Raw genomic sequence first — 20,559 nt, 5'->3', positions numbered from 1 at the left:
TCTGCAAACAGAAACAGGCGGCCAATGGCCGCCTGTTTCGTTACGCATCACGGAAAATCAGGCAGCGTCAGCTTGCGCCCGGTGCGGGCCTTCAACCAGCGCGCGACCAACCATCTCCACCAGCACGTCGAGTTCTTCCTCATCCATGCCGAAGTGCGGGGTGAAACGCAGCGAGTTCTCGCCACCGTGGATGACATTGACGCCGTGCATGCGCAGCCACTCTTCGGTGGAGCCGGCGCCATAGCATTTGAACTGCGGGGCCAGCTCGCAGGAGAACAGCAGGCCGGTGCCCTGCACTTTGGTGATCAGGTCGCCGAGCTGGGTCTTGAGCGCTTCCAGCTTCTGCACGGCCTGTTCACCACGCAGGCGGATGTTCTGGCGAACTTCCGGCGACAGGCGGGCGAGGGTGGCAACAGCCACATCCAGCGCGCGCGGGTTGGTGGTCATGGTGTTGCCGTACACGCCCTTGCGGTAGAGCTTGGCGGCATGCTCGGTGACGGCCAGCACCGACAGCGGGAACTGCGCGCCGTTCAAGGCCTTGGAATAGGTTTCCATATCCGGCGGATCCAGCGTCTCGTAGCCCGGGTAGTCGACGAAGGACAGGGTGCCGTGCGCACGCAGTGCGGCCTGGATGGAGTCGATCAGCAGCAGGCTGCCGTGCTCGCGGGTGAGTTCGCGGACCAGCTTGTAGAAGCTGGCCGGTACGGCGCGGCCGGGGTCGCCTTCGCCCATCACCGGCTCCAGGAATACCGCCTCGATGAACCAGTTGTTGGCCTTGGCATCGGCAAACACCTTGCGCATCGCCGCTTCGTCGTAGGGCGGTACGGTGATGACGCTGTTCTCGCCGCGGTAGCTGGCCAGGTGCTGGTCATAGGCCTTGCGGCTGGAGTCGGAGTACAGCGCCGGGCGGTCGGTGCGGCCGTGGAAGCTGCCCTTGATCACCACCCGCTTGATGGTGGCGCCGGCATGCGGTGCACCCGGATCGGTCTGCAGCTTGGCGTTGATGTCGGCAATTCGAGCGGCCAGGCCAACGGCCTCGGAGCCGGAGTTCAAGCACATGAAGTGCGAGAACGGACAGCTGCCGCGGCTGTGGCCGATCTCTTTCTGCATGGCCTGCACGAAGCGGCGCTGGGCCAGGCTCGGGGTCATGATGTTGGCCATCACCTGCGGCTTGGCTGCAGCGGCCATCACGTCGGCCGGGGTGTGGCCGAAGCCGAGCATGCCGTAGCCACCAGCGTCATACAGCACGGCGCCCTTGAGCGAGACCACCCACGGGCCGCACGCGGCCAGGGCGATGTACGGGACGACGGCGTCGTCGGCGTAGAAATTGACGAAGCCGGCCTGCATGGCGGCGATCTGGTCGTGCTCGTCCAGATCCAGCAGGTCGACGGCTTCGTCCTTGATACGGGCGTATTCGCTGGCGGCAGCGGCGATGGCGCCTGCCAGGTCCGGGTGAGCGACGGCCAGGCGTTCAACGCTGGCGTCGTCCAGGCCTTGGGTCAGGCGGCTGCCGGCGTGCGCGCGAAGCGGGGCGAGGGGGCCGAGTACGGTCATGCTCATCTCCAGAAGTTTCTTGTATATACCCATTATGTGGAGATTCTGGACATATGGCAGCTATGATCTCGACGGATTTTCGGGTAATTTCGGCGAATCGACGAAGCTGGTTTGCAATGTGAATATTTCTCCCGCCGACGAACGCCTGTTGTCCGTATTGCGCGAGGACGCGCGCGCCTCCACCGCGCAGATCGCCCGCCGGCTTGGCCTGTCACGGACCACGGTGCAGAGCCGCATCGACCGGCTCGAACAGTTGGGAGTGATTGCCGGCTACACGGTGCGCACCCATGAGGACTACGAGCAGGGCCAGGTGCGTGCGCACGTGCTGATCACCGTCCTGCCGAAGAAGATGCCGGCCGTGGTCAAGGCGCTGCGTGACATCACCGAGGTGCGCTCGCTGCATTCGGTAAGCGGCAACCACGACCTGATCGCGATGGTGGTGGTGGGTGGAGTCAGCGAGATGGATGTGGTGACCGACGCGATAGGTGCGGTGGATGGGGTGGAACGGACCAACAGCGCGATCATTCTCTCGACCAAGTTTGAGCGGTGAGGTAGCTGGCAGCGTTGCTTTGGCGCTGCCTTGCCCATGCTCTACAGCCGTCATTCCCGCGAAGGCGGGAATCGCTCTTGCTTTGGCTGTTCGCTGTTGATTTGGCCTGGCCAGTGCGAATTCAGGAGCAAGCCAGAGCCAGAGCCAGAGCCAGAGCGATTCCCGCCTTCGCGGGAATGACGGCATGAAGCGAAGCCAAGGCCAAGGCCCGAACCCAGGCCCAAGCCCAGAAGCCAGCGCTTCCTCCCCTGAGAGCTACAATAGTCGGCTCCCCGCACGAAGTTCCGGCCTTGAAGAAGTCCGATTTCACCTATGACCTGCCTGAGGAATTGATCGCCCAGGCTCCCTTGGCCGAACGTTCGGCCAGCCGCCTGCTGCTGGTTCCACCGGCGCCGGCGCCGTTCGACGACCGTCAGGTGCGTGATCTGGCCGGATTGCTGCAGCCTGGTGACCTGCTGGTGTTCAACGACACCCGCGTCATTCCGGCGCGCCTGTTCGGGCAGAAAGCCAGTGGCGGCCGCGTCGAGATCCTGATCGAGCGTCTGCTCGGTGGCCAGCAGGCGCGCGCGCAGATCGGTGCCAGCAAGTCGCCCAAGCCCGGCAGTCGCATTCAGCTTGATGCCGGCGGCGAAGCCGAGGTGCTTGGCCGCGACGGCGAGTTCTATGTGCTGCGCTTTGATATTCCCGAATCGCTGGAATCCTGGCTGGTGCACGAAGGCCGCCTGCCGCTGCCGCCCTACATCCACCGTGAGCCCGGTGTGGACGACCGCGAGCGCTACCAGACGGTGTTCGCCAAGCAGGTCGGTGCCGTGGCTGCGCCGACCGCCGGTTTGCACTTCGACGAAGCGCTGCTGGCGCAGCTACGCGAGCGCGGCGTGCAGTTCGGCCACATCACCCTGCATGTCGGCGCCGGCACCTTCCAGCCGGTGCGCGTGGATGATCTATCGCAGCACGTGATGCACCGCGAATGGCTCAATGTCGGCGCCGAGCTGGTCGAGCAGGTGCGGCGCACCCGTGCTGCCGGTGGCCGGGTGATCGGTGTCGGTACCACCGTCGTGCGAGCGCTGGAGAGTGCGATGCGCGAAGGCGAACTGCATCCCTACGCCGGAGAGACCCAGATCTTCATCACTCCGGGTTACCGCATCCGCAGCGTCGATGCGATGGTCACCAACTTTCATCTGCCGGAAAGCACCTTGCTGATGATGATCAGCGCATTTGCTGGCAAGCAGCGTGTTTTCGAGGCCTATGCACACGCTATCGCGCAGAAGTACCGCTTCTTCAGCTATGGCGATGCGATGCTGCTGTTCCCGGCGGGCGAGGGTGCGGCTGTTTGACGCAGTGCACGGACGGATCAGATGAGATAAGTTCTCATTTGATCCGTGTCCGGCCATCGTGGCCGGGACCGACGACCACTTCCGGAGTAAATCATGCGTCATCCGAAGCGTGCCGCCGGCCATCTGGCTGCCTTGTGTTCCCTCGTCCTGCTTGGCGCCTGCGCCAAGAGCGATGACGCCCCCGCACCTGCTGCCGCATCGCAAGCAGGCACCACTGCTGGTGAGGTCAACCTCTACACCACGCGCGAACCCGCTCTGGTGCAGCCGCTGTTGGACGCATTCAGCGCGGATACCGGCATCAAGGTCAATACGGTGCTGCTCAAGGACGGCTTGACCGAGCGTCTGGCTGCCGAAGGCGAGCGTTCGCCGGCCGACGTGCTGATGACGGTGGACACCGGTCGCCTGCTCGACGTGGTTGAAGCCGGCCACACCCAGGCGGTGAAGTCGCCGGTGCTGGAAGCGGCCATCCCTGCGCACTTGCGCTCGCCGGAAGGGCAGTGGTTCGCGCTGTCGCTGCGCGACCGCGTGGTCTATGCCGACAAGGATCTCGACCTGACCGGCTTCACTTATGAAGATCTGGCCGATCCCAAGTGGAAGGGCCGGGTATGCATCCGTTCCGGCCAGCACCCTTACAACACCAGTCTGTTCGCGGCGATGATCGCGCATGACGGCGCGGAGAAGACCGAAGCCTGGCTGCGCGGGGTCAAGGCCAACCTCGCACGCAAGGCTGCCGGTGGTGATCGCGATGTTGCACGCGACATTCTTGCCGGCATCTGCGATATCGGTGTGGCCAACGCGTATTACGTGGGCCGCATGAAGAACGCCGAGGAAGGCTCCGAGCAGCGCAGCTGGGGTGATGCCATCCAGGTAGTGCGGCCGGTGTTTGCCAGTGCTGCCGATACCGGCACCCACGTCAACATCTCCGGCGCCGCCGTCGCCCGTCATGCGCCCAATCATGACAACGCGGTGAAGCTGCTTGAATACCTGGTCAGCGAGAGCTCGCAGAGCCTGTACGCGCGTGCCAACTACGAATACCCGGTGAAGCCGGGTGTTGCGCTTGACCCGGTCGTAGCCAGCTTCGGGCCGATGAAGGTGGATCCGCTGCCCTTGGCCGAAGTGGTTGCCAACCGCAAGCTGGCCAGTGAGCTGGTGGACAAGGTCGGTTTCGACAACTGAACCTTGCGGCTTCCTACGGGCCGGCGCCGTGCTTGCGGTGTCGGCCCGTTGTTTCGCGATGGATAGTGCTTGATGACGTGGCGATGGAATCCCTGGCTGCTGGGCGCGGTATCGGTGGCGGTGCTGATGTTGGCGCCGGTGCTGGGCTTGGCGTGGGCGGCGAGCGATGGCAGTGCCGGGCTGTGGGCGCATCTATCGGCCAATGTGCTGCCGACCGCGCTGCTCAATACCGGGCTGTTGTTGCTGGGCGTCGGCGTCTTGGTCGTAGTGCTGGGTACGGGTGGCGCGTGGCTGGTGACGGCGTTTGCGTTTCCTGGGCGCAAGATGCTGGCTTGGGCGTTGTTGCTGCCCTTGGCAGTGCCAACGTACATCGCCGCCTTTGCCTATCTGGACGTGCTGCACCCGCTTGGCCCGGTGCAGGGGCTGATCCGCGACCTGCTGGGCTATGACAGTTCCCGCCAGTTCCGCCTGCCGGATATCCGTCATCTGCTTGGCTGCATCGTGCTGCTGGGCTTCGTGCTCTATCCCTATGTGTACCTGACGACCCGCGCCTTGTTCATGACCCAGGCGGCGGGCTTGCTTGAAGCGGCGCGCAGCCTGGGGGCCACGCCGCTGCAGGTGTTCTGGCGGGTGGCGCTGCCGTTGGCGCGACCTGCAATCGCAGTAGGCGTGGCACTGGCCTTGCTGGAAGCCCTCAACGATATCGGGGCCTCCGAATTCCTCGGCGTGCAGACCCTCACTGTTTCGATCTACACCACCTGGGTAAGTCGTGGCGATCTGGCGGGCGCGGCCCAGATCGCGTTGGCGATGCTCGGGGTGGTGGCGTTGTTGCTGACGCTGGAGCGCTATGGTCGGCGCCGGCAGCGCTACGCCAGCGTACTGCGGCCACGCCCGTTGCAGCCGTTGCAGCTGCGCGGCGCGCGTGGCCTGCTTGCGTTGCTGTTGGGGTTGCTGCCGGTGCTGCTGGGCTTTGTGGTGCCGGCGGCCTATCTGCTCTGGGAGGCGGTTGAGCGCCTGCAGGTTGCTGGTTTCTCGCCGCAGTTGCTGGTTGCGCTGTGGAACACCTTGCGGGTTGCCTTGTTGGCAACGGTTGTGGCGATGGCGCTGGGGTTGTTGGTTGCGTGGGCATTGCGGCTGGCGCAGGCGCGGCGGCGTAACGCCCTGGCCATGGCCAGCAGTCGCACTGCCACGCTGGGCTATGCGATCCCCGGCACGGTGCTGGCGATCGGCTTGTTGTTGCCGCTGGGCGGGGTGGATGCCGTGGCCAGCCGACTGCTGGTGCTGCTTGGCGGTCAGCCGCAGATGCTGTTGATGGGTTCGGTGACCGTGTTGGTGCTGGCGTATACGCTGCGCTTTCTTGCGGTATCGGTGGGCGGGATCGAGGCGGGCTTGGCGCGCATTCCGCTGTCGTTGGATCAGGCTGCAGCGAGTCTGGGCGAGGGTGCAGCGGGGATGTTGCGACGGGTGCATCTGCCGCTGCTGCGCCCGGCCTTGGCCGCTGCCGCGCTGCTGGTATTCGTCGATACGATGAAGGAGTTGTCGGCCACCCTGGTGCTGCGGCCAATGAATTTCGAAACACTCGCGACATGGTTGTATGCCGAGGCTGCGCGCGGGACGTATGAAGAAGGCGCGGTGGCGGCCTTGTTGATTGTCGCCAGTGGCCTGCTGCCGGTGATCCTGCTGGCGCGCGCAGGCGCGGCCTATGGAGTTGAAGATGCACGTTGACGCACAGCTGCTATTGGAAGACCTGCATATTGGCTATCCCGTCGCGGGCGGTTTCAAACCGGTGGTGGAGGGCTTGTCGTTGCAGCTCGGTCGTGGCGAGATCGGATGCCTGCTGGGCGCGTCCGGCTGCGGGAAGACCACGGTGCTACGCAGCATTGCCGGCTTTGAGCCGCTGCAGCAGGGCGGCATCGTGCTCGCCGGGCGGCAGCTCGCTGCGCCGCAGCGGGCGCTGCCGGCTGAGCAGCGCAGGGTTGGGATGATGTTCCAGGATTACGCGCTGTTTCCGCACCTGGACGTGGCGGCGAACATCGGCTTTGGTCTGCGTGGCCTGCAACGTGCCAAGCGGAAGGCCCGGGTCCAGGCTTTGTTGCAGTACGTGGGCTTGCCAGGCCTGGAGCTGCGCTACCCGCATGAATTGTCTGGTGGCCAGCAGCAGCGCGTAGCGTTGGCGCGCGCACTGGCGCCGGCACCGGACCTGTTGCTGCTGGACGAGCCGTTCTCGAACCTGGACGTGGATACCCGTCAGCGGCTCGCTGGCGAACTGCGTGACCTGCTCAAGGCGGCCGGCACCACGGTGCTGATGGTGACCCATGACCAGAGTGAGGGCTTCGCCATGGCTGATCGCATCGGCGTCATGCATGAAGGGCGCCTGCTGCAGTGGAGCAGCGCCCAAGCGCTGTATCAGGCGCCGCAGGATCCGTTCGTCGCCGGTTTCATCGGTCGCGGAGCGCTGATCCAGGCGGCGCAGCTCGGCATGGTTGGGGGAGGGCGGGTGCTGGTGCGCCCACACAGCCTGCTGTTGGACCCGGCCGCGGCACTGCGTGCGCGGGTCGAGGGCGTGGTGTTCCGCGGGCCGGGCAGCAGCGGCTGGGTGCGCTTGGCGGGCGGTGAGCGGCTGGAGCTGGACTTCGGCCCTGGCCAGCTGCCGGATATTGGTGCCGAGGTTGGCCTGGCCTGGCACGATCCCGCGCCGGTTCGCTTCCCCGACTGACTGTTCCGGGTACAAAGTTCGCCCTGCAGGCCCATATCCGCGACAATTGGCGCAACTGACGCCTCAATGCTTCCATGTCCAGATTGCAGTTCAAGCTCCAGAACACCGATGGCCGCGCCCGCCGTGGCCAGCTGTCCTTCCCGCGCGGCACCGTGCAGACCCCGGCGTTCATGCCGGTCGGCACCTATGGCTCGGTCAAGGGCGTGCTGCCAGAGCAGGTGCGCGCGCTCGGGGCCGAGATCATCCTCGGCAATACCTTCCATCTGTACCTGCGCCCGGGCCTGGATGTCATTGCCGACCACGGTGGCCTGCATGGATTCTGCCAGTGGAATGGGCCGATCCTGACCGATTCGGGTGGTTTTCAGGTGTTTTCGCTGGCGCATCGCCGCAAGATCACCGAAGAAGGCGTCACGTTCGCCTCGCCGACCGACGGCGCCCGGGTCTTCCTGGGCCCGGAAGAGAGCATGAAGATCCAGAAGGTGCTGGATTCGGACATCGTCATGATCTTCGACGAATGCACCCCGTACCCGGCCACCGAGCCGGTGGCGCGCAAGTCGATGGAGCTCAGCCTGCGCTGGGCACAGCGCAGCCGCAACGCACATGACGCCATGGGCAACGATGCGGCGCTGTTCGGCATCGTCCAGGGCGGGGTACATACCGAACTGCGCAGCCGTTCGGCCGAAGGCCTGCAGCAGATCGGCTTTGATGGCTATGCCATCGGCGGCCTGGCGGTGGGCGAGCCCGAGCACGAGCGCAACGCCATGCTCGATCACATGCACCCGATCCTGCCCGCTGACCGTCCGCGTTACCTGATGGGTGTGGGCCGGCCGGAGGACCTGGTCGAAGGCGTGGCCCGCGGCGTGGACATGTTTGACTGCGTCATGCCGACCCGTAATGCCCGTAATGGCCACTATTTCACCTCGTTCGGCACCGTTCGCATCCGCAATGCCAAGTACGAGCGGGACATGAACCCGATCGAGCCAGGCTGTGGTTGCCACGCCTGTACTGGCGGCTATACCCGCTCTTACCTGCGTCACCTGGACCGCTGCAACGAGATGCTGGCGCCGATGCTGGGCACGCTGCACAACCTGTTCTATTACGAAAAGCTGATGGCCGACATGCGTGCGGCCATCGAGGCGGGAACCTTCCTGGCCTTCCGCGAGTCCTTCTATGCAGCCCGGGGCCTGAGTGTCCCGGCGTTGTCGGGGGAGTAGCGGTCTTCACACGGTCCGGGACGTGTTCCCGGACGCGTGGCATACTTCACGGCTGACCCCGTTTCGCGGTAACTGATGCAGGCCATCCGGCCTGCATGGGTGCCGCCCAACATCAAGGATTACAAAATGACTCTCATGGCTATCCTGCTCCCCGTCGCCCAGGCCGCTCCGGCCGCTCCGGGCATGGGTACCTTCCTGCTGCCCATCGCGCTGATCGCAGTGATGTACTTCCTGATGATCCGCCCGCAGATGAAGCGCCAGAAGGAACACAAGGCAATGCTGGAGAAGATCGCCAAGGGTGACGAAGTGCTGACCTCCGGCGGCATCGCTGGCGTGGTCACCGACATCGGCGACAACTTCATCACCGTGGAAGTGGCTGACAACGTCCGCATCCGCGTGCAGAAGGGCTCGGTCGGCAACGTCCTGCCCAAGGGCACGCTGAAGAACGCCGCCTGAGACTGATCCCTTTCCGTCACGTCGTGACGCCGCACCGGCGTCGCGCAGGATCCTGCAATGCTTGAATTTCCGCGCTGGAAGTACTTCCTGATTCTGATCGTTCTGGCGGTCAGCGCGCTGTACGCGCTGCCCAACATCTACCAGAAGGATCCGTCCGTTCAGATCACCGCCAACCGTGGTGGGCAGATTGATGATGCGCTGCAAGAGCGCGTCAACAAGGCGCTGGGCGAGGCCGGTGTCACCGCCAAGTCGGTGGAGAAGGAGGGCGAGAACAACCTGATCGTCCGCCTTGCTTCGCTGGACGCCCAGTCGCGCGCCAATGAGGTGCTGCGCGAGACGGCCGGCGAAAACTACACCGTCGCCCTGAACCTGGCCTCGACCGTGCCGGATTGGCTGGCCAATCTGGGCGGCAAGCCAATGGTGCTGGGTCTGGATCTGGTCGGCGGCGTGCACTTTGCTTTGCAGGTGGACCAGAAGGCCGCGGTGGACAAGCGTTTCGAAGCCTTCACCGAAGACGTGCGTACCACCCTGCGTGACAACCGCGTGTCCTACCGTTCGGTAGAGCGTCGCGGCGAAAGCGATATCGCCATTGCCCTGACCAATGCTGCCGATGCCGACAAGGCACGTGCGGCACTGGCCAAGGCACAGCCGACCTTCAGCTACTCGGTCAGTGGTGATCGCATCACCGCCACCGTGCCGCAGGCGGAAATGCTGCAGATCGCCTCCGGCGCCATCGAGCAGAACCTGACCACCCTGCGTAACCGCGTCAACGAACTGGGCGTGGCCGAGCCGATCATCCAGCGTCAGGGCGAGGACCGCATCGTGGTCGAGCTGCCGGGCGTGCAGGACACGGCCGAAGCCAAGCGCATGATCGGTGCCACCGCGACGCTGGAATACCGCGCCGTGGTCGATGGCAACGCGCAGGATGCAGTGGATACCGGCCGCATCCCGCCGGAAGCCAAGCTCTACCGCGACCGCCGTGGCATGCCGGTGCTGTTGAACAAGCGCACCATCGTCACCGGCGACCAGATGGTCAAGGCGGCGACCTCCACTGACCAGAACGGCCTTCCGTCGGTCAGCGTGACGCTGAACAGCGTCGGTGGCCAGCGCATGTTTGATTTCACCAGCGCCAACGTCGGCAAGCCGATGGCCGTGGTCTACACCGAGCGGATTCCGCAGGTGACGATGGTCAACGGTGTGGAGCAGCGCAGCTTCCGGGTCAAGGAAGAAGTGATCTCCATCGCCAACATCAATGGCGTGTTCGGCAAGGAATTCCAGACCACCGGCCTGGAGAAGACCGAAGCCGACGGTCTGGCCAAGCTGCTGCGTGCCGGCTCGCTGGCTGCGCCGATGGACTTCGTCGAGGAATACGTGATCGGCCCGAGCCTGGGTAAGGAGAACGTGGACCGCGGCGTCAAGGCAGTGGTGTTCTCGTTCATCTTCACCCTGGTGTTCTTCGCCATCTACTACCGCATGTTCGGCGTGATCACCTCGGTGGCGCTGCTGTTCAACCTGCTGATCGTGGTGGCGGTGATGTCGATGTTCGGCGCGACCATGACCTTGCCGGGCTTCGCCGGCCTGGCCTTGTCGGTCGGCTTGTCGGTCGACGCCAACGTGCTGATCAACGAACGTATCCGTGAAGAGTTGCGACTGGGCATGCCGGCGAAGAAGGCCATCGCGGAGGGTTACGAGCGCGCCTCGGGCACCATCCTCGACGCCAACCTCACTGGCCTGATTGTTGGTGTGGCGCTGTACGCGTTCGGTACCGGCCCGCTGAAGGGCTTCGCGCTGACCATGATCATCGGTATTTTTGCCTCGATGTTCACTGCGATCACCGTGTCGCGTGCTCTGGCGACGCTGATCTACGCCAAGCGCAAGAAGCTGAACTCCGTGGCCATCTGACGCGAACCTCTTCGCAGAAACCCGCACCTGACCGGTGCGGGTTTTCCAAGGAACTCCTTGCATGAAACTGTTTCCACTTCACATCGTTCCGAACGACACCAACATCGACTTCATGAGTCACCGCAAGCCGGTGCTCGCGATCATGGTGGTGTTGCTGCTGGCCTCGTTCGCCATCATCGGCTTCAAGGGCTTCAACTACGCGCTGGAGTTCACCGGCGGCACGGTTGTGCGCACGCATTTTGAGAAGAGCATCAACGCCGACACGGTGCGCGAGCGTCTGGAGAAGGCTGGCTTCGAGAACGCCCAGGTGCAGAGCGTCGGTGGCGGCAATGACCTGATGATCCGCCTGCCGCCGGACGGCGAGCACAACAATGCCGCCGATGCAGCGCAGACGGTTGCCGAGAATGTCCGTGTTGCGGTGACTGCGGCGGACAACGTCGCTACCGTGCAGCCGGGCGAGTTCGTCGGCCCGCAGGTCGGCAAGGACCTGGCGATGAACGGCATCTACGCCACGCTGTTCATGGTCATCGGCTTCCTGATCTACATCGCTGCCCGCTTCGAATGGAAGTTCGCCATCGTCGCCAGCATCACTGCGTTCTTCGACCTGATCCTGACGGTTGCCTACATGTCGCTGCTCGGTCGCGAGTTCGACCTGACCGTGTTGGCCGGTATGTTGTCGGTGATGGGTTTTGCCATCAACGACATCATCGTGGTGTTCGACCGTGTGCGCGAAAACTTCCGCAGCCTGCGCGTTGAGCCGCTGGAAGTGCTTAACCGCTCGATCAACCAGACGCTGTCGCGTACGGTGATCACCGCGGTGCTGTTCTTCCTGTCCGCACTGGCGCTGTATATGTTCGGTGGCGAGTCGATGGAAGGCCTGGCCGAAACCCACATGGTGGGTGCCGTGATCGTGGTCATCTCCTCGATCATCGTGGCCGTGCCGCTGCTGAGCATTGGTCCGTTCAAGGTCACCAAGCAGGATCTGCTGCCCAAGGCCAAGGACGAGGAAGAGCTGGCCCGTCGTCCCTGACGGACTCGCACTGCCTTGCTGAAAAGCCGCGCCCCGCGCGGCTTTTCTTTTGCCTGCAATCCACGCGGGGGCAGGGAGGTCCATGCGGTGGCGTCGGTTGTTTTCGATGCGGCAGCGCACTACGATCCTCCCGGTTCAGCGCGCAAACTGCTTGTGCTGCTGTCTTCTGTTTAGCCAACCGAGGTTTTCATGGTCATCAAACCGCGTGTGCGCGGCTTCATCTGCGTCACCACCCATCCGACTGGTTGCGATGCGGCGGTCAAGGAACAGATCGATTACATCAAGGCCCAGCCCAAGCTGGCCAATGGCCCGAAGAAGGTGCTGGTGCTCGGTGCCTCCACCGGTTACGGTCTGGCCGCCCGCATCAAGGCTGCGTTTGGCAGCGATGCCGCCACCCTTGGCGTGTTCTTCGAGCGCCCGGGCAGCGAGACCAAGCCGGGTACGGCGGGTTGGTACAACTCCGCCGCATTCGAGAAGTACGCACACCAGGCGGGTCTGTATGCGCGCAGCGTCAATGGCGATGCGTTCTCCGACGAGGTGAAGCAGAAGGTCATCGAGATCATCAAGGCTGACCTGGGTCAGGTCGATCAGGTGGTCTACAGCCTCGCTGCGCCGCGTCGCAAGCATCCCAAGACCGGCGAGATCATCAGCTCCACGCTGAAGCCGATCGGCGCGCCGATCACCTTGCGTGGCCTGGACACCGACAAGGAAGTGCTGACCGAAACCACGCTGCAGCCGGCAACGGCTGAGGAGATCGCCGGCACCGTGCAGGTCATGGGTGGCGAAGACTGGCAGATGTGGATCGACGCGCTGCTTGATGCTGGCGTGCTGGCGCCGGGTGCCACCACCACCGCGTTCACCTATGTCGGCGAGGAGATCACCCAGGCCATTTACTGGAATGGTTCGATCGGCGCTGCCAAGAAGGATCTGGATGCCAAGGTGCTGGCCATCCGTGACAAGTTGCAGGGGTTGGGCGGCGATGCGCGTGTGTCGGTGCTGAAGGCTGTTGTGACCCAGGCCAGCTCGGCGATCCCGACCATGCCGCTGTATCTGTCGCTGCTGTTCAAGGTGATGAAAGAGCAGGGTACGCACGAAGGCTGCATCGAGCAGCTCGACACCCTGTACGACATTCTGTACAACGGCCCGCAGGGCGGCGCCAACGCGGCTGACCACATCCGCCAGCAGTTGCAGGACGCGCAGGGCCGCGAGATCGCGCTGGTCGACGGCGAAGGCCGCCTGCGTGCGGACTACAAGGAAATGGCGCCGGAAGTGCAGGGCAAGGTACTGGAGCTGTGGCCGCAGGTGACCAACGAGAACCTGTACGAGATCAGCGACCTGGCCGGCTACAAGGCCGACTTCCTGCGCCTGTTCGGGTTCGGCATCGATGGCGTGGATTACGAAGCCGATGTGAATCCGGATGTGGCTATTCCGGGGATTGTTGAGGTCTGAGTTTTTGCGTTTTTGTGTGTGAAAAGGCCGCGCTTTGCGCGGCCTTCTTTTTTGCATCTCTAGCTAGGAGCTTCCCCTCACCCCAACCCCTCTCCCGCAGGCGGGAGAGAGGCTTTAAAGCTGAGGTTGCAGACATTGCTCGCGCTCGCGGATTGCTAGCCCCTCTCCCGCAGGCGGGAGAGAGGCTTTAAAGCTGAGGTTGCAGACATTGCTCGCGCTCGCGGATTGCTAGCCCCTCTCCCGCATGCGGGAGAGGGGTTGGGGTGAGGGCAGCTTCCAGCGCGGAACGTCAGAACGCAGCCCAATCACCCATCAACCAAACTCAAAATCCATCTGAGCCGTCGGCGGCCCGACAAAATCGCCTTCCACGTAATCCACGCCAGCGCTGAACAACAAGCTCATCGTCGACGCATCCGCCACGAACTCGGCGATGGTCAAGATGCCGGCAGACTGCGCCTTGGTGGTGATCTCCTGGGTCTTCTCCAGCTGTTCCTTGGCCAACGCCGGATCAGCGGTGAACGCACTGTCCAGCTTGAGAAAGCCTGGCTGGAAGTGGGCCAGCAGCTGGAACGAATCCAGTCCCGAACCAAATTGCTCCAGGCCAACCTTGCAGCCCAGCGCAGTGACATCTGCCAGGAATTGCTGCGCATTGCGCAGGTGGGTGAATACCTTGGCTTCGGGAATCTGCAGCCACAGCTGCGCGCCATCCACGCCTTCGGCCTGCAGGCCGCTGCGGATCACCGTCAGCAGCTCGGGGTCGGAGAAGGACTCCGGGGTGATGCGCACCATCAGGTGCGTGCGATGACCCGCGCGGCGGCGCTCACCCAGCGCGCGGATGGCGTTGGCCACCACCCAGCGGTTGATCGGGGCCAGTAGTTCATGTTCCTGCGCGATCGGCAGGAAGCTGGGCGGGCCCACCATCTCGCCGTTGTTTTCCATCTGCAGCGAGGTGTCGTACAGCTGGATCGGCTCGCCCATCAGGTTAAGCACGGGGCGGAAGCGCAGATGGAAGCCATCGCCGGACAGCGCTTGGCGGATGCGCTGTACCCAGCTCTGGATGCGCTCTTCCTCGACGCGGTCGGCCGCGCCCGGGTCGAATACCTTGAAGGTATTGCCGCCCAGTTCAGTGGCGGCGCGTGCGCAGTCATTGGCGCGGTTCAGGACCTGGCCAACGCTGGCGATCTTCTCGCCCACCTGCACGCCGCCGATGCTGACGGTGACAGTGGCCGAGCGCTCGCCGATGCTGAATACCGAGGAGGCAAAGGCGCCGCGTACCCGCTCAGCCATCTGCGAGGTATGTGTGTAATCGCCCTCGGTAAGAAGGGCAAAGCTATGCTCGCCAAAACGCGCCAGCTGCGCGTCCTCGCCAATAGCCTGGGCCAGCTTCTGGCCGAGGGCTGCAATCAATGCGTCGGCCGAATCCAGTCCGATATCGGGCAGCAGGCGCGCGTAGTGATCCGGCTCTACCAGCAGGAAGCCATACTGGCCATCGCTGCGCCCAACCTGGGCGACGGCTTTCTCCAGCTGGACCATGAAGGTCGGGCGGTTGAGCAGGCCGGTGACCTGGTCGCGCTGGCGCAGGGCTTCGACTTCGCGCGCCAGTTCCGGATCAAACTCTTCGCGGCGCCGGAACACGATCTGGAAACAGCTCTCGTCTTCATACGTGGCAGCGGTGAATTCCATCGTCGCCGGGAAGGTGTCGCCATCCTGGTTGCGTGCGTGCACTTCGTACTGCGGTGGCGGTGCTTCGCCCTTGCTCAGCGACTTGAGCAGCTGCTTGAAGTTCTCCACATGCTGCGGTGCCACCATGTCCAGCAGCGAGATGCCTTCCACATCCTCGAACGACTCGAATCCGAACATGTCCAGATAGGCTTCGTTGGCGCGGATGTGCATGCCTTCGTGGATGTAGGCGATGGGATCGCGCGAGGAAGAGATCAGCGCGTCGCAGCGGCGCTCGGTCTCGCGCATCTGTGCCTCGATCCGGCGCAGGCCGCGTCGCGCCTGCAGGTCCGTCCATTCGTTCTGCACCACCGACAACAGGTGATCCGGTTGCTGGCGAAGTGCGATGGCGCGGATGCCATTGGCGGCCGAGTCCAGCAGCATCTGTGCATCGATGCTGTCGGTCAGCAGGATCATCGGGATGTCCTTGCCGCTGGCCGCGACCTGCTGGGTGAGCACCAGTTGCGGAATAACGTAAGAGTTGGCCGCCAGCACCAGGTCGATGGGCTGGCTCAGCGTCTGGCTCAGCTCCTCGACGCTTTGCGGCCGCGACGGGCGTACTGCGATGCCGCTGTTGCGCAAGGTGCTGACGATGGCCTCGGCGCTCTCGGCACTGTCGTCAACGATCAGCAAGCGCAAGGTGATGTCTTTGGCGTTCTGCATTCAGGACTCCCGGGGGACGGGGTTTAATACACGATGCACGGCGCTGGCGTCTATGCGCAGATCGCTTGCCTGTGACGTACTCCCGTGAGTGTAGTCCCAAGGCTGCCGTCAGGACGCTGTCGCCAGCGGTCGCGGCGCATGCCGGCAGGTGCCGTGCCCGAGCATGTGCCGGGCATGGTGAGTTGATGAATCCGGATTGATGAATCGGCTTACACCGCCATCCCGGCAGCACGTCCAGAGGCCCAGGCCCATTGGAAGTTGTAGCCGCCCAGCCAGCCGGTCACGTCCAGTACCTCGCCGACAAAGTGCAGACCGGGTACCAGTTGCGATTCCATCGTCGAGGAAGACACCTTGCGCGTGTCCACGCCGCCCAGGGTGACTTCGGCGGTGCGGTAGCCCTCGGTGCCGCTGGCGACCAGCGGGAAATCGGACAGCAGGCTGGCGGCGGCCTTGAGCTCGGGCTCGTCCATCTGCCGCATCGGCTTGTCCTTCAGCCATTGCTCGCACAGGCGCAGGGCCAGCCGCCGCGGCATCACTTCGGACAGCACGGTGCGCAGCTCGGAGGCGCCGCGCTCGCGCTTCATCTGCCGCAGCCATTCGGCTGCATCGTGATCGGGCAGCAGGTCCAGCCGCAGGTCATTACCCGGCTGCCAGTACGAGGAGATCTGCAGGATCGCCGGGCCGCTGATGCCGCGATGGGTGATCAGCATCGAGTTACGGAAGCTCTTGCCGTTGCAGCGCGCCTCCACCGGCAACGCAACGCCACTGAGCTCGGCGAAGCGTTCCTGGTGGGTGCCGCTCAGGGTCAGCGGCACCAGCCCGGCACGCGTCGGCAGCAGCTCATGGCCGAAGTTGCGGGCCACCTCGTAGCCGAAGCCGCTGGCGCCCATGCTGGGGATCGACAGCCCGCCGGTGGCGATCACCACCGAGGCGCTGTGGAATTGCCCCTGCGCGGTACGCACGTGGAAGCCATCGGCGCCGCGCTCGATCTGCTGCACGCCGCAATCGGTGCGGATCTGCACGCCGGCGTCGGAGCACTCGTCCAGCAGCATCTTCACGATCTGCTTGGAGGAAATGTCGCAGAACAGCTGGCCCAGCTCCTTCTCGTGATAGGCGATGCCGTGGCGTTCGACCATCTCGATGAAATCGGCCGGCGTATATCGCGCCAGCGCCGACTTGCAGAAGTGCGGGTTGTTGGAGATGAAGTTGGCTGCGGTGGTGCCGGTATTGGTGAAGTTGCAGCGGCCGCCGCCGGACATCAGGATCTTCTTGCCAACCTTGTTGGCATGATCGATCACCTGCACGATGCGGCCGCGCTGGCCGGCGGTGAGCGCGCACATCAGCCCCGCGGCGCCAGCGCCGATCACCAGTACGTCGCAGCGGATTACCTTGTCAGCCACTACTGCTTACTCCGCCGGGCGCTTGCGCCAGGCCGGGATCACGTCCAGCTGGATGTGATCATTGAGGATCTGGACCTCGCCATCCTGGATCAGCACGCTCCAGCGCATCGCGCGTTGCACCTGCTCACCCCAGCGCTCGACGAACGCGGACGGCAGGTCGATCACCGACAGGTTGTTGAAACGGGTCAGGTGCTTGCCCTGCTTCTGCCACCAGATATCGGAGGCATTGCCGCCGTAGTTGACGATCTGCACGCGACGGCTGCGGTTGCAGGCCTTGCGCACGCGTGATTCGTCCGGGTGGCCCAGATCGATCCACTGCTCGATGTCGCCGGTGTAGTCCAGCTGCCACAGGTCCGGTTCGTCCTCGCTGCTCAGGCCCTTGCCGAATTCCAGCCGGTCCTCGGCGTTGAGGGCGAAGGCGAGCAGGCGCACCATCAGGCGCTCGTCGGTTTCGGAGGGATGCTGGGCCAGGGTCAGGTTGTGGGTCGCGTAGTAACCGCGGTCCATGTCGCTGATCTGCAGCTCGGCCTTGCGGATGGTGGCGGTGAGGGCCATGGGAATACCGGGTACAAAGACCGCCCATCATAATGCCTGGCCCCGCACCGGACCCGATTCAACGTGCCTGACCAAGATCTGCCGAGCCGTCTGCAACTCGCTCCAGGCCCGTGGGCCAGCCTGTTGGAGGGTTTGTGTGCCCGCTTCCCGGCGGTAAGCCAGGCGCAATGGCTCGACCGTTTTGCGCGCGGGCGGGTGCTGGGCAGCGACGGCCAGCCGCTGCTGCCGGCGCAGCCCTGGCGGGCAGGGCAGGAGATCCAGTACTTCCGTGAGGTCGCCGACGAGCCGGAGGTGCCGTTCGCCGAGCAGATCCTGCACCAGGACGAACACCTGCTGGTGGTCGACAAGCCGCATTTCCTGCCGGTCACCCCGGCCGGGCGCTTCGTGCGCCAGACGTTGCTCGCGCGACTGATCGCCAGCACCGGCGATTGCGAGCTGGTGCCGCTGCACCGGATTGATCGTGGCACTGCGGGACTGGTGTTGTTCTCCTGCAATCCGCAGACGCGCGCCGCCTACCAGCGGCTGTTCGCCGAGCGACGCATCGACAAGGCCTATGAGGCCCTGGCCCCGGCCCTGCCGACGCTGCAGTTCCCGCTGCAGCGGAACAGTCGTATCGGCCGCGGCGAACCGTTCTTTCGCATGGCCGAGCTGGGGGGCGAGGCCAATGCCCTGAGCCGGGTGGATGTGATCGAGCGGCGTGGCGATGTGTGGCATTACGCGTTGGAGCCGGTGACTGGGCGCAAGCACCAGCTGCGTGTGCACATGGCGGCGCTGGGAGCGCCCATCATCGGTGACGACATTTACCCGCAGGTAATCGAGCGCGCGCCGGAGGACTACCGGCAGCCGCTGCAACTGTTGGCGCGGCGCTTGGCCTTCGTGGATCCGCTCAGCGGCCGGCAGCGGGAATTCCGCAGTGCGCGTGAGCTGGTGTGAGCTTCAGCGCCGTTGCGCGAGCCAGCGGTCGAGCTGGCCGGCAAAGGCTTGGCGGTCACGCGCGTGCAAGGTGGCAGGACCGCCGGTCTGAACGCCAGCACCACGCAGTTCTTCCATGAAGTTGCGCACCGATAGCCGCTCGGCGATGGTATTGGCGGTATAGAGCTCACCGCGCGGATTCAGTGCGATGGCTTTTTTCTCCAGCGCACGCGCTGCCAGCGGAATGTCCTGGGTAACGACCAGGTCGCCGGGGTTCACCCGCTCGGCAATGGCGTCGTCGGCAACATCCGGCCCACCCGGCACCTGTATGGCACGGATGAAGCGCGAGGGCGGGGTGCGCAGCCATTGGTTGGCGACCAGTACGGTCTCGACCTTGGCCCGTTCGGCGGCGCGGAACAGGATTTCCTTGATCACCACGGGGCAGGCATCGGCATCGACCCAGATCCGGGTGGGAGAAGGAGTGGCGGAAATGGCGTCTTCAGGGCTCATGCCGCGCAGTCTATTGGATTTTCGGACTTTGCTGGTTCCGGGCTATCGTCAGAAAATTGACTGTTTTCAGCGACTTAATGGACGAACTGAATCAAATTTGGTTTCTGAATACGGTAATTATCGCTTTTTGGAACAAAGCGGCGTATTGTCCATCCCACTGTGCTTGCAAGGGTCACCGTGAATCGTGGCCTGATGCAGTTGATCTTCTTGATCGGCTCATCGATCCGCTTTACCAACGCCTGCAACTCAGTCTCGGCCCCGATATCCGGTGGCCGCGATTATTTCAACTTATGTTTCAGGAGTTAGTACATGTCTGATCGTCAGACCGGCACTGTCAAGTGGTTCAACGACGCCAAGGGCTTCGGCTTCATCACCCCGGAAAGCGGCCCGGACCTGTTCGTGCATTTCCGCGCCATCCAGGGCAACGGCTTCAAGTCGCTGCAGGAAGGCCAGAAGGTGACTTTCGTCGCCGTGCAGGGCCAGAAGGGTATGCAGGCTGACCAGGTGCAGGCGGTCTAATCGACCCCTTGCTACCGTAAGGTTGCTTGGAACGCCGGAAGCGAAAGCTTCCGGCGTTTTTATTTGTGTTTTCGCATCGAGCTTCGCCTTGCACTGACGCTGCGTTCTGCAGGTGTTGGCTAGGATGTTGTCTCGTGTCGATTGAATGACATTGGAGCCAGCGATGATCACCGTGCACCATCTGGAACAATCGCGTTCGCAGCGCGTGCTGTGGATGCTGGAAGAGTTGGGCCTGGCCTACGACGTGGTCAGCTACAAGCGTGACCCCAAGACCTGGCTGGCGCCGCCGGAACTGCGCAAGGTGCATCCGCTCGGCAAATCTCCGGTGCTGCAGGACGGCGCACTGATCCTGGCCGAATCCGGGGCCATCCTGGAATACCTGGCTGACCGCTATGACCTGCAGCGCAACCTGTCGCCACAGCCCCTGCCAGTGGATGCGCCGGAACGCCTGCACTATCACTACTGGATGCACTACGCCGAAGGCTCGGCGATGCCGCCGCTGGTGATGAGCCTGGTGTTCGCGAAAGTGCGCAAGGCACCGCTGCCATTTTTCGCCAAGCCGATTGCCCACAGCATCGTCGACAAGGTGATGAAGAGCTTCATCAGCCCGCAGCTGCGTCTGCACCTGGGCTGGATGGAGCAGGCCTTGGGCGAATCCACCTGGTTTGCCGGCGAGCGTTTCAGTGCGGCTGACATCCAGATGAGTTTCCCGGTCCAGGCGGCGGCAGTCCGCGCTGGTCCCATGACCGACTATCCGAAGCTGCAGGCTTTCCTGGCCCGCATCGCCGAGCGGCCGGCCTATCAGCGTGCCGAGCAGCGTGGCGGCGCGCTGGATCTGATCGGCGGTGCTCGTTGAGCACAATGGGCCACGCTTGCAGCATGGCCCGGCAGTCCCCACTT

The 20,559-nt window shown here is 64.0% G+C and carries 18 protein-coding genes; 13 read left to right on the top strand and 5 right to left on the bottom strand.

All coding sequences use genetic code 11. The annotated features are described in order from the left end of the window. Positions 1-57: 57 nt before the first annotated feature. Positions 58-1,554 carry an aminotransferase class III-fold pyridoxal phosphate-dependent enzyme gene (locus AC13FW_RS05915; protein ID WP_482988501.1) on the bottom strand — a complete coding sequence of 499 codons (1,497 nt, stop codon included), beginning with the start codon at positions 1,552-1,554 and terminating at the stop codon, positions 58-60. A gap of 118 nt (positions 1,555-1,672) precedes the next feature. Here AC13FW_RS05915 and AC13FW_RS05910 point away from each other — a divergent pair, with 118 nt between their 5' ends. The 10 genes from AC13FW_RS05910 (at position 1,673) to fabV (ending at position 13,381) form a co-directional block, all read left to right on the top strand. Continuing rightward, on the top strand, positions 1,673-2,104 hold the full coding sequence (locus AC13FW_RS05910) for an Lrp/AsnC family transcriptional regulator (RefSeq protein WP_282271858.1): 432 nt from the start codon (positions 1,673-1,675) through the stop codon (positions 2,102-2,104). 290 nt (positions 2,105-2,394) lie between these two features. Further along, on the top strand, positions 2,395-3,438 hold the full coding sequence (gene queA / locus AC13FW_RS05905; RefSeq protein ID WP_282271744.1) for a tRNA preQ1(34) S-adenosylmethionine ribosyltransferase-isomerase QueA: 1,044 nt from the start codon (positions 2,395-2,397) through the stop codon (positions 3,436-3,438). A gap of 93 nt (positions 3,439-3,531) precedes the next feature. After that, positions 3,532-4,614 carry a Fe(3+) ABC transporter substrate-binding protein gene (locus tag AC13FW_RS05900; RefSeq protein ID WP_482988500.1) on the top strand — a complete coding sequence of 361 codons (1,083 nt, stop codon included), beginning with the start codon at positions 3,532-3,534 and terminating at the stop codon, positions 4,612-4,614. 72 nt (positions 4,615-4,686) lie between these two features. Further along, on the top strand, positions 4,687-6,339 hold the full coding sequence (locus AC13FW_RS05895; protein WP_482988499.1) for an ABC transporter permease: 1,653 nt from the start codon (positions 4,687-4,689) through the stop codon (positions 6,337-6,339). Then, positions 6,329-7,330 (top strand): ABC transporter ATP-binding protein, encoded by a 1,002-nt coding sequence (locus AC13FW_RS05890; protein ID WP_482988498.1) that lies wholly within the window; start codon positions 6,329-6,331, stop codon positions 7,328-7,330. Before AC13FW_RS05895 ends, AC13FW_RS05890 begins: the two co-directional genes overlap by 11 nt. Before the next feature lie 74 nt (positions 7,331-7,404). Continuing rightward, a complete protein-coding gene (gene tgt / locus AC13FW_RS05885; protein ID WP_282271735.1) occupies positions 7,405-8,544 on the top strand; it encodes a tRNA guanosine(34) transglycosylase Tgt in 1,140 nt (379 codons plus the stop codon). Positions 8,545-8,670: 126 nt separating this feature from the next. After that, positions 8,671-9,000, top strand: a complete 330-nt coding sequence (yajC, locus tag AC13FW_RS05880) for a preprotein translocase subunit YajC (RefSeq protein WP_282271731.1) — start codon at positions 8,671-8,673, stop codon at positions 8,998-9,000. Positions 9,001-9,057: 57 nt separating this feature from the next. Continuing rightward, positions 9,058-10,902 carry a protein translocase subunit SecD gene (gene secD / locus AC13FW_RS05875; RefSeq protein WP_481533393.1) on the top strand — a complete coding sequence of 615 codons (1,845 nt, stop codon included), beginning with the start codon at positions 9,058-9,060 and terminating at the stop codon, positions 10,900-10,902. Positions 10,903-10,963: 61 nt separating this feature from the next. Then, a complete protein-coding gene (gene secF, locus AC13FW_RS05870; protein WP_282271728.1) occupies positions 10,964-11,932 on the top strand; it encodes a protein translocase subunit SecF in 969 nt (322 codons plus the stop codon). Positions 11,933-12,121: 189 nt separating this feature from the next. After that, positions 12,122-13,381, top strand: a complete 1,260-nt coding sequence (gene fabV, locus AC13FW_RS05865; protein ID WP_482988497.1) for an enoyl-ACP reductase FabV — start codon at positions 12,122-12,124, stop codon at positions 13,379-13,381. Positions 13,382-13,693: 312 nt separating this feature from the next. Here the strand turns inward: fabV and AC13FW_RS05860 are convergent, their stop codons facing one another. The 3 genes from AC13FW_RS05860 to AC13FW_RS05850 all read right to left on the bottom strand — a co-directional run bounded on the left by AC13FW_RS05860 (position 13,694) and on the right by AC13FW_RS05850 (position 17,718). Further along, positions 13,694-15,763: an EAL domain-containing response regulator gene (locus AC13FW_RS05860; RefSeq protein WP_482988496.1), complete on the bottom strand. Its 2,070-nt coding sequence runs from the start codon at positions 15,761-15,763 to the stop codon at positions 13,694-13,696. Between the two features lie 209 nt (positions 15,764-15,972). After that, positions 15,973-17,163: a BaiN/RdsA family NAD(P)/FAD-dependent oxidoreductase gene (locus AC13FW_RS05855; RefSeq protein WP_296246314.1), complete on the bottom strand. Its 1,191-nt coding sequence runs from the start codon at positions 17,161-17,163 to the stop codon at positions 15,973-15,975. A gap of 6 nt (positions 17,164-17,169) precedes the next feature. After that, positions 17,170-17,718, bottom strand: coding sequence for a YaeQ family protein (locus tag AC13FW_RS05850; RefSeq protein ID WP_296246312.1), 549 nt, complete (start codon positions 17,716-17,718; stop codon positions 17,170-17,172). 63 nt (positions 17,719-17,781) lie between these two features. On the opposite strand from AC13FW_RS05850, the gene AC13FW_RS05845 reads away from it, so the two are divergent. Further along, positions 17,782-18,651, top strand: coding sequence for a pseudouridine synthase (locus AC13FW_RS05845; RefSeq protein WP_482988495.1), 870 nt, complete (start codon positions 17,782-17,784; stop codon positions 18,649-18,651). Positions 18,652-18,654: 3 nt separating this feature from the next. Here AC13FW_RS05845 and AC13FW_RS05840 read toward each other — a convergent pair whose 3' ends face one another. Continuing rightward, the gene (locus AC13FW_RS05840) at positions 18,655-19,140 is read right to left on the bottom strand and encodes a YaiI/YqxD family protein (RefSeq protein WP_482988494.1); all 486 of its coding nucleotides are present in this window, start codon (positions 19,138-19,140) and stop codon (positions 18,655-18,657) included. Between the two features lie 309 nt (positions 19,141-19,449). Here AC13FW_RS05840 and AC13FW_RS05835 point away from each other — a divergent pair, with 309 nt between their 5' ends. Continuing rightward, on the top strand, positions 19,450-19,659 hold the full coding sequence (locus AC13FW_RS05835) for a cold-shock protein (protein ID WP_054659637.1): 210 nt from the start codon (positions 19,450-19,452) through the stop codon (positions 19,657-19,659). Positions 19,660-19,822: 163 nt separating this feature from the next. Beyond that, positions 19,823-20,515 (top strand): glutathione S-transferase family protein, encoded by a 693-nt coding sequence (locus AC13FW_RS05830; protein WP_482988493.1) that lies wholly within the window; start codon positions 19,823-19,825, stop codon positions 20,513-20,515. The last annotated feature ends 44 nt before the right edge of the window (positions 20,516-20,559 follow it).

The organism is Stenotrophomonas sp. 21LCFQ19, assembly GCF_056861425.1.
The sequence above is the reverse complement of the archived record's forward strand: the minus strand, read 5'-3'. Positions and strand labels throughout refer to the sequence as shown.

Coding starts and splice junctions, on each gene's coding strand:
- AC13FW_RS05915 (WP_482988501.1), bottom strand. CDS start 1,554: ATGACCGTACTCGGCCCCCTCGCCCCGCTTCGCGCGCACGCCGGCAGC.
- AC13FW_RS05900 (WP_482988500.1), top strand. CDS start 3,532: ATGCGTCATCCGAAGCGTGCCGCCGGCCATCTGGCTGCCTTGTGTTCC.
- AC13FW_RS05895 (WP_482988499.1), top strand. CDS start 4,687: ATGACGTGGCGATGGAATCCCTGGCTGCTGGGCGCGGTATCGGTGGCG.
- AC13FW_RS05890 (WP_482988498.1), top strand. CDS start 6,329: ATGCACGTTGACGCACAGCTGCTATTGGAAGACCTGCATATTGGCTAT.
- tgt (WP_282271735.1), top strand. CDS start 7,405: ATGTCCAGATTGCAGTTCAAGCTCCAGAACACCGATGGCCGCGCCCGC.
- yajC (WP_282271731.1), top strand. CDS start 8,671: ATGACTCTCATGGCTATCCTGCTCCCCGTCGCCCAGGCCGCTCCGGCC.
- secD (WP_481533393.1), top strand. CDS start 9,058: ATGCTTGAATTTCCGCGCTGGAAGTACTTCCTGATTCTGATCGTTCTG.
- secF (WP_282271728.1), top strand. CDS start 10,964: ATGAAACTGTTTCCACTTCACATCGTTCCGAACGACACCAACATCGAC.
- fabV (WP_482988497.1), top strand. CDS start 12,122: ATGGTCATCAAACCGCGTGTGCGCGGCTTCATCTGCGTCACCACCCAT.
- AC13FW_RS05860 (WP_482988496.1), bottom strand. CDS start 15,763: ATGCAGAACGCCAAAGACATCACCTTGCGCTTGCTGATCGTTGACGAC.
- AC13FW_RS05850 (WP_296246312.1), bottom strand. CDS start 17,718: ATGGCCCTCACCGCCACCATCCGCAAGGCCGAGCTGCAGATCAGCGAC.
- AC13FW_RS05840 (WP_482988494.1), bottom strand. CDS start 19,140: ATGAGCCCTGAAGACGCCATTTCCGCCACTCCTTCTCCCACCCGGATC.
- AC13FW_RS05835 (WP_054659637.1), top strand. CDS start 19,450: ATGTCTGATCGTCAGACCGGCACTGTCAAGTGGTTCAACGACGCCAAG.
- AC13FW_RS05830 (WP_482988493.1), top strand. CDS start 19,823: ATGATCACCGTGCACCATCTGGAACAATCGCGTTCGCAGCGCGTGCTG.